At 63.9% G+C, this 6,906-nt stretch carries 4 protein-coding genes; 2 read left to right on the forward strand and 2 right to left on the reverse strand.

The annotated features are described in order from the left end of the window. Positions 1–190: 190 nt before the first annotated feature. Complete coding sequence (locus KUO17_RS22525) at positions 191–3,667, forward strand: PAS domain-containing hybrid sensor histidine kinase/response regulator (protein WP_217977794.1); 3,477 nt, start codon at positions 191–193, stop codon at positions 3,665–3,667. Here KUO17_RS22525 and KUO17_RS22530 read toward each other — a convergent pair. Both KUO17_RS22530 and KUO17_RS22535 read right to left on the reverse strand, forming a co-directional pair. Next, the gene (locus tag KUO17_RS22530; protein ID WP_217977797.1) at positions 3,639–5,024 is read right to left on the reverse strand and encodes a DNA recombination protein RmuC; all 1,386 of its coding nucleotides are present in this window, start codon (positions 5,022–5,024) and stop codon (positions 3,639–3,641) included. The genes KUO17_RS22525 and KUO17_RS22530 overlap by 29 nt on opposite strands. Before the next feature lie 175 nt (positions 5,025–5,199). Further along, positions 5,200–5,625 (reverse strand): tetratricopeptide repeat protein, encoded by a 426-nt coding sequence (locus tag KUO17_RS22535; protein ID WP_217977795.1) that lies wholly within the window; start codon positions 5,623–5,625, stop codon positions 5,200–5,202. Positions 5,626–6,583: 958 nt separating this feature from the next. On the opposite strand from KUO17_RS22535, the gene KUO17_RS22540 reads away from it, so the two are divergent. After that, positions 6,584–6,808 carry a hypothetical protein gene (locus KUO17_RS22540; protein ID WP_163941748.1) on the forward strand — a complete coding sequence of 75 codons (225 nt, stop codon included), beginning with the start codon at positions 6,584–6,586 and terminating at the stop codon, positions 6,806–6,808. Positions 6,809–6,906: the final 98 nt, after the last annotated feature.

A 6,906-nucleotide genomic window follows, 5' to 3' on the forward strand; every position in this document is an offset into this window, starting at 1 on the left:
TAACGGGTAATTTCTCTAACTGTTATCTGTTTAGCCTATATAGGATGACATCACGCCCTTCGCAAGGGGCGCACCACTGATCCTGCGACGCTCTGCCACTGCGACCTTCGTCGGCGCTGACGAACCGAGAACGGCGTGCCAGACTGATTGATCGTGGTTGGCCGTTACCGTTTTCTCGTTCGGAGTTGTCATGTCGCTGTCCAGTGGGCTGATTGCCCTGGTCGCCCTGGTCTATATGGCCATCATGTTCGCCATCGCCTTCTACGGCGACCGGCGCAGCACACCGCTGCCACCACGCCTGCGCGCCTGGGTGTACAGCCTGTCACTGGCGGTGTACTGCACCAGCTGGACCTTCTTCGGCGCGGTCGGCCAGGCCACCGAGCAGTTGTGGGCGTTCCTGCCGATCTACCTGGGGCCGGTGCTGTTGCTGCTGTTCGCGCCCTGGGTGCTGCAGAAGATGGTGCTGATCAGCAAACAGGAAAACATCACCTCCATCGCCGACTTCATCGCCGCGCGCTACGGCAAGTCGCAGTCGCTGGCGGTGGTGGTGGCGCTGATCTGCCTGGTGGGCGTGCTGCCCTACATCGCCCTGCAGCTCAAGGGCATCGTGCTTGGCGTCAACCTGCTGATCGGTGCGGGTGCCGACGCCACCGGCAGCCGTGTGCAAGACACCGCATTGGTGGTCTCGCTGGTGCTGGCGCTGTTCAGCATCGTGTTCGGCACCCGCAGCCTGGACGTGACCGAACACCACCGCGGCATGGTGCTGGCCATCGCCTTCGAGGGCGTGGTCAAGCTGCTGGCCTTCCTTGCCGTGGGCGCCTTCATCACCTTCAACCTGTACGACGGCTTCGCCGACCTGTTCAGCCAGGCGCGCCTGGCACCCGCCCTGGAAGGCTACTGGCAGGAAACCATCAACTGGCCGTCGATGATCGTGCAGACCGGCGTGGCGATGATGGCGATCATCTGCCTGCCACGTCAGTTCCACGTCACCGTGGTGGAAAACATCGAGCCGCAGGACCTGCGCCTGGCCCGCTGGGTGTTCCCCGGCTACCTGATCCTGGCCGCGCTGTTCGTGGTGCCGATCGCCCTGGCCGGGCAGATGCTGCTGCCAGGCTCGGTGCTGCCGGACTCCTTCGTGATCAGCCTGCCGCTGGCCGAGGCGCACCCGGCACTGGCCCTGCTGGCCTTCATCGGTGGCGCCTCGGCGGCCACCGGCATGGTCATCGTCGAAGCGGTGGCGCTGTCGACCATGGTATCCAATGACATGCTGCTGCCCTGGCTGCTGCGGCGCAACAACGCCGAGCGCCCGTTCGAGGTGTTCCGCCACTGGATGCTCACGGTGCGCCGGGTGACCATCGTGGTGATCCTGTTGCTGGCCTATGTGAGCTACCGCCTGCTCGGCTCCACCGCCAGCCTGGCCACCATCGGCCAGGTCGCCTTCGCCGCAGTCACCCAACTGGCCCCGGCCATGCTCGGCGCACTGTACTGGAAACAGGCCAACCGCCGCGGCGTGTTCGCGGGCCTGGCCACCGGTACCTTCCTGTGGTTCTACACCCTGGTGCTGCCGATCGCTGCGCACAGCGTGGGCTGGTCGCTGGAGCTGTTCCCGGGGCTGGCATGGTTGCACGGCAACCCGCTGAACCTGCCGATCACACCGCTGACCCAGGGCGTGGTGCTGTCGCTGGCGGGCAACTTCACGGTGTTCGCCTGGGTCTCGATCCTGTCGCGTACGCGGGTCTCGGAACACTGGCAGGCCGGGCGCTTCATCGGCCAGGAAACCAGCGCGCGGCCCAACAGCCGCTCGCTGCTGGCGGTGCAGATCAACGACCTGCTGCACCTGGCCGCGCGCTTTGTCGGCGAGGAACGCGCGCGCCAGAGCTTCATCCGCTTCGCCTACCGCCAGGGCAAGGGCTTCAACCCCAACCAGAACGCCGACGGCGAATGGATCGAGCACACCGAACGCCTGCTGGCGGGCGTGCTCGGCACCTCGTCGACCCGCGCGGTGGTCAAGGCGGCCATCGAAGGCCGCGACATGCAGCTCGAAGATGTGGTGCGCATCGCCGACGAAGCCTCCGAAGTGCTGCAGTTCAACCGCGCCTTGCTGCAAGGCGCCATCGAGAACATCAGCCAGGGCATCAGCGTGGTCGACCAGTCGCTGCGCCTGGTGGCCTGGAACCGCCGCTACCTGGAGCTGTTCAACTACCCCGACGGGCTGATCAGTGTGGGCCGGCCGATTGCCGATATCATTCGCTACAACGCCGAGCGCGGCCTGTGCGGCCCGGGCGAGGCCCAGGTGCACGTGGCGCGGCGCCTGCACTGGATGCGCCAGGGCCGCGCGCACACTTCCGAGCGCCTGTTCCCCAACGGGCGGGTGATCGAGCTGATCGGCAACCCGATGCCAGGTGGCGGGTTTGTCATGAGCTTTACCGACATCACCCCGTTCCGCGAAGCCGAACAGGCGCTCAAGGATGCCAACGAAGGCCTCGAACAGCGGGTGGCCGAACGTACCCATGAGTTGTCGCAACTGAACCTGGCGCTGACCGAAGCCAAGAGCCACGCCGAGGCGGCCAACAAATCCAAGACCCGCTTCCTGGCCGCCGTCAGCCATGATCTGATGCAGCCCCTGAACGCCGCCCGGCTGTTCTCCGCTGCGCTCTCGCATCAGGAAGACGGCCTGACGGGCGATGCCCAGCAACTGGTGCAGCACCTGGACAGCTCGCTGCGCTCGGCCGAAGAGCTGATCAGCGACCTGCTCGACATCTCGCGCCTGGAGAACGGCAAGATCAACCCCGACACCAAGCCGTTCGCCCTCAGCGAGCTGTTCGATGCCCTGGGCGCGGAATTCAAGGTACTGGCCCGCCAGCAAGGCCTGGATTTTCGCGTGCGCGGCAGCAAGCTGCGGGTACACAGCGATATCAAGCTGCTGCGCCGCATCCTGCAGAATTTCCTGACCAACGCCTTCCGCTACGGCAAAAGCCCGATCCTGCTGGGCATGCGCCGCCACCAGGACCGCCTGTGGCTGGAAGTGTGGGACCGCGGCCCCGGGATTGCCGACGACAAGCTGCAGGTGATATTCGAGGAGTTCAAACGCCTGGACAGCCACCAGACCCGCGCCGAAAAAGGCCTGGGCTTGGGCCTGGCGATTGCCGACGGCCTGTGCAAGGTGCTGGGGCATCCGCTGCAGGTGCGTTCCTGGAGCGGCAAGGGCAGCGTGTTCCGCGTCAGCGTGCCGCTGGCCAGCGCGGCGAGTGCGGCGCAGGCCAAACCGGCAGAACAGGCCGGCCAGCCGCTGGCGGGCTTGCAGGTACTGTGCGTGGACAACGAAGACAGCATCCTGATCGGCATGAACAGCCTGCTCAGTCGCTGGGGCTGCCAGGTGTCCACGGCGCGCAACCGCGACGAATGCGCGGCGCTGCTGGACAAGGGGTTGCGCCCGCACCTGGCGCTGGTGGACTACCACCTGGACGATGGCGATACCGGCACCGAGCTGATGGCCTGGCTACGCACGCGCCTGGGCGAGCCGGTGCCGGGCGTGGTGATCAGCGCCGACGGCCACAGCGAGACAGTGGCGCGGGTACATGCCGCCGGCCTCGACTACCTGAGCAAGCCGGTCAAGCCGGCGGCCTTGCGCGCCCTGCTCAATCGTCATCTGAGCCTGGTGCAGTAAGGCCCTCGGCGGCTGATTCGGCGCCGCTCATGGCCCGTTCCAGCAGGTCGGCCGGCAGGCTCTTGCTGGCGCGGGCGCCCAGCAACTTGAGCTGCTCGCTGCGGCTGATCAGGTTGCCGCGGCCCTCGCAGAGCTTGTTGCGCGCCGCCGCATAGGCCTTGTCGACCTGCTGCAGGCGGTTGCCCAGTTCGTCCAGGTCCTGGATGAACAGCACGAACTTGTCGTACAGCCAGCCGGCACGCTCGGCAATCTCGCGGGCGTTCTGGCTCTGACGCTCCTGCTTCCACAGGCTGTCGATCACGCGCAGGGTCGCGAGCAAGGTGGTGGGGCTGACAATCACGATCTGACGGTCGAAGGCTTCTTGAAACAGGTTGGGTTCAGCCTGCAACGCCGCCGAAAATGCCGCTTCGATGGGCACGAACAACAGCACGAAGTCGAGGCTGTGCAAGCCTTCGAGGCGGTTGTAATCCTTGCCCGACAGCCCTTTGACATGGTTGCGCAGCGACAGTACATGCTGCTTGAGCGCGGCCTGGCCCACGTCGGTCTCGGTGGCGTTGACGTACTGCTGGTAGGCCGTGAGGCTGACCTTGGAGTCGACCACCACCTGCTTGTCGCCCGGCAGCATGATCAGCACGTCCGGCTGGAAGCGCTCGCCATCGGCGCTCTTGAGGCTGACCTGGGTCTGGTACTCGCGGCCCTTTTCCAGGCCCGCGTGCTCCAGTACGCGCTCCAGGATCAGCTCACCCCAGTTGCCTTGGGTCTTCTGGCCCTTGAGTGCCTGGGTCAGGTTGGTGGCCTCGTCGCTCAGGCGCAGGTTCAGTTGTTGCAGGCGCTCCAGCTCCTTGCCCAGCGAGAAGCGCTCGCGGGCTTCCTGCTGGTAGCTTTCCTCGACGCGCTTTTCGAACGACTGGATGCGCTCCTTGAGCGGGTCGAGCAACTGGCCCAGGTGCTGCTGGCTGGTCTGGGCAAAGCGTTGCTCGCGCTCATCGAAGATCTTGGTCGCCATTTCGGCGAACTGGGCGCGCAGCTCGTCGCGCGAGCCCTGCAGGTCGTTCAGGCGTTGCTGATGGCTGTCCTGTTGCTCGCGCAGCTCGGCGGTGAGCCCGGCACACTGCGCATCGAGGCGACGCAGCTCGGCCTCGCGGGCGCTGCGTTCGAGGTTCCAGGCGTGCGCGGCATCACGCGCGTTGTCGCGCTCGATCTGCAACAGCTCCAGTTCACGGGCCTGCGCGGCCAGGGTGGCCTGCTTGGCCGAATTGGCCTGGCTGAGGTCGCTGATCTCGTCACGGCTGGCATCCAGCTGTGCGGTCAGCCCCTCCTGTGCCAGCAACGCACTGCTCAGGCGTTCCTCGAACAGCACCGCCGCGGCCTGCTGGCTGGCCAACTGACGTTGAGCACGCAGCACCAGGGCCAGCGCCGGCAGCGCTGCCACCAAAACACCCAGCACGATGCTGGTCAGATCCATTGCCGCAATAGACAGCATGCTCACCCCCAAGGAAATCCCCCAGAGCTTAACAGCCCTGCGCCATTAATCAGTCACCCACCAGCTGCCTGAGCAGCCGATGAGCCTCTTGCGAGCCCTGTGCGGCGGCCTGCTCCAGCCAGTGGCGTGCCTGTGCAGGCTCGTTGACCTGGGGTTGAGCGCACAACCGGCCGTATTCAAGCTGGGCGCGTCGGTCACCGGCGCGCGCCGCCTGGCGCAGCAGCTCGTGGCCGATACGGCGGTCGCGGGCATTGCCACAATCGCGGCACAGCATCTGCCCCAGGCGGCTTTGCGCAACCACCACGCCTTGGCGCGCGGGCTGCTTGAGCAGCCGCCCGGCGAAATGCTTGACGTTGGGGTTGTCGCCCAGGCGTGGGCTGTCGAGCAGCCACAGGGCCACCTTCAACGAGAACCGTCGGGGCTCGACAGGGCAAGGCTGGGTGTCGGAAGCGGGAATTTTGCTGCGAAACTTCATAAAAAACGGCGAAGGCAACTCGAGAGGCGCGCCACTCTACCGGAAATATTCGTGCATGGCCCGGCCGATTTCGACAGTTTTTTTTCTTGCCAGCGACGTTTTTTTCTTGACGTCATGGCACCGCTCTCATCCGCCGCCAGGTTCCTGCCAGCGATTGTCAGACACTTCCCGCAAAGCTGGCACGCCCGTGCTAGAGCAAGCGCTCGGGACAATCCACAGAAGCTGTGGATAACTCGGTGGACAACCCCCGTCGACACCCCGCAAACCCCGATAGAATGGGGCCCGCGCTCAAACTGACGATTTTTTCACCAGCTAAAAAAAGTGTTTTTTTTCATTGACTTGTATTTCCAACCTAGGCATCTGCGTGGCGTTGACCGGGTGTAGCGGCGTATTTACACCCCGCGCTTCAGGTGTGGACAGCCGCCCCAAAGCAAGGCATTCGGGCGCACGAAAACGGGCCGACAGCGTCTTGTCGACAGCGTCTACCCTCTTCACACAACGCCTCGAACGCGACATACTGGCCGGCTAGCCGCACGAAAAGTACAAAGAGTTGCCAAGCGCTCTGAAGTCATGTAGTGTTGCCAGCGTTAGTACCAAGCTGAAACTCAATTCTGGCCAAAGCAGTCCTTGCAGCGTCCTGCTCCGACAACGGAACAGCACCTGTTGAAACCAGGACCGGCCCACTTGATGGCTCCACAGGTAACCATTACCTACTTGGCGAGCCACCCTGCAGATTGAACAGGATCTTCACACAGCGGCGCAGAACCTTAGCCCTGGCGTGTTGCCTGTCATCCTAGTACCTACCAGTCAGCCCTAGCGCCACACTATCAATGCGCTTACCTCTGGCTGCCCTGTTCCAGTCAGGTTCTTCGCTCTAGCCCTAAAGCTTTGCGTTACTGGAACGTTTTATATGAACACGGCTCTGATGCTGTGTCTTTTGCAGGAACACCTAATAACTATGAATACATCTATCCATACTCAGGCTGCCATTAGCACCCTTAGCCAGGCATTTGCCCCGTTGAACTGCATGATCCATGCGGCACGCAAGGGTAGCTTCAGTTTTACCCTGGTCAATGAACATGGCATCGCACGTCACAGCGAGCGTTTGTACCCGGAGCAGTACGAGAGTGCAGAGCCGCTGCAGGCGGTGATTGATCGTACGCGTCAGGCTTTGATTGCCTGATCGGCGTCTGAGACAGCAAAAGGCCCCCGCCATCGTTGGCGGGGCTTTTTTTATGCTCAAGAAATCGCCGCAGCGCGCGCATCACACACGGTCCCGCC

Origin of the sequence: Pseudomonas aegrilactucae (assembly GCF_019168305.1) — a bacterium.
In the GTDB taxonomy this organism is placed as follows: domain Bacteria; phylum Pseudomonadota; class Gammaproteobacteria; order Pseudomonadales; family Pseudomonadaceae; genus Aquipseudomonas; species Aquipseudomonas aegrilactucae.